The organism is Celeribacter sp. ULVN23_4, assembly GCF_054788345.1.
On the sequence record NZ_JBTVYO010000022.1, the window covers coordinates 1 to 1708 of the forward strand.

1 protein-coding gene is annotated in these 1708 nt (G+C 49.1%); it reads right to left on the bottom strand.

All coding sequences use genetic code 11. The features are described from left to right. Positions 1 to 13: 13 nt before the first annotated feature. Positions 14 to 1486: a hypothetical protein gene (locus ACYBHZ_RS19300; protein ID WP_460275945.1), complete on the bottom strand. Its 1473-nt coding sequence runs from the start codon at positions 1484 to 1486 to the stop codon at positions 14 to 16. Positions 1487 to 1708 lie beyond the last annotated feature (222 nt).

Genomic DNA, 1708 nt, shown 5'->3' on the forward strand with positions numbered 1-1708 from the left:
GACACTGCCCCTTTCACTTTTCAGGAGGCGTTAATATATAGGCCTCAAGACCGGCTGGGTTGCCTCCGGGATGGGGCGACAGTGTCCATCCTTGTCCTGCAAGGGGGGCCGTCAAGCTTTGATTTCGATTCCAGCCAGTACTGACCAACATGGCTTTTGCGTCTACAAGTCTCGCCATTTCAGCCAGTGCTTCACCACGCCCCTCGGCTCCTTGCTTATAGGCAAAACGTGCATTGATTTCGACTGCTGGCGGAGACTTTAGTCCGACCATGTCAAAAAAGCTCTGATCGGTTGCGAAGGCGATATAGCCAACATCATGGACGAGTACGGTGTCAGAAGGAGAGAGGTTTTGTTTGATCCATGTTGCCTCCTGTACAAGTGTCTCATGTTTTTGTCTCACAATTTCCATGTTTTTCGAAAGTTTCTGCACTGCTGTGCTCATGTTGAGTGCAAGCGCAGCGATGAAGAGACTGATTGTCATCATCCGAATTGCAGCTGTGCGTGAGGCTATCAGAGCAATGCCTCCTAGCGTGAAGAAGGGCAATAAGACATACATATATCTGAAGAAGTTTTGCCCGATAATGTTTGGTTGGAACACGACATAATAGAGAAGTAGCGCTAAGATGAAGAAGAGATAGGCGGAGTATCTGCGACGGAAGAGCCCAAAGACGAACAATGGCTGCGGCATAAGATAACTCAGAAAACGCAACATGTTAGATATTCCGAATGATGTTTCTTCCCAAGCATCTGCGTCTGAGACGCCAAAGAAAATTTTTTTTGCTTCGCCTGTTGCCGGAAGTAGACCGCCCGATGTGACGAACTGAACTAAAAGAAGGATGCAAATGATCACCGAAAAAGTGGCGAACGGGCGTAGCTTCACAAAGCGGGCCTCTTCTAAATCATACTTTAAGAGTAGATCACCCATTATAAAGGCAGATAATAGGAAAAGCTCAGGGCGCACAAAGGGGGCGAGCGCAGCTAAAACTGGAAGCCACCGTGACCCTCTAAGGTGAAGCACGATGGTCCAACTGATTACAGCCATCGCGAAAACCGTCTCTAAACCATTGAGAAAGACCTGAACTAAATCTCCTGTGGTTAAGGCGGTGGCCGTGACAAGTGTGCGGAAGAGCAGAGAAAGCCCTGCCTGTCGCGCCATTTCTAATATGCCAAACACATAGAGGCCTATGGCAAACCACGAAAGCACCATCAATCCTGCTTCCGGTCCGAAAAGTTGGCCCGCCACTGCAGCAGCTAGCGTGTGCAGAAGGCTTGTCGACCCATAAAGAGCAGGTGTTCCCGGGAAATTTTTGTCAGCATTAAAGAGTGCATCAGCATTGTGAAGCACAATATAAGCATCGTCGAGACGGAACATCGGGGCACCAAGAGCGAACGTATAAGCCGCGAAGAAGGTGGCAATGGTCAGGCCCCATAAAGCTGTTTCCTTGCGTCGCACAATCTGAGGCTGTGAGCCCAATACGTCCTGCATCTCTATAAACTCTTCTCAATAGTTGTTCTATTGCAATAGATTGTGCTGAATATCGACCACATTATTATGCAAAGCAACCCAACATTCTTTTGATTGCGGCTTGAAACAGTTTCCTGCATGGCGCTTTGAGCCGCCCGTTGAAGGCGTTGTCGGTCGACTTCCCCGGTCGTAAGTCGTCAAGGACAACACTGTACGGATAGGCCCAGAGGTCCACGTCACGGG

What these genes read in the sequence shown, in the direction of transcription:
- ACYBHZ_RS19300 (WP_460275945.1), bottom strand. Translation starts at nt 1,486, where the DNA reads ATGCAGGACGTATTGGGCTCACAGCCTCAGATTGTGCGACGCAAGGAA.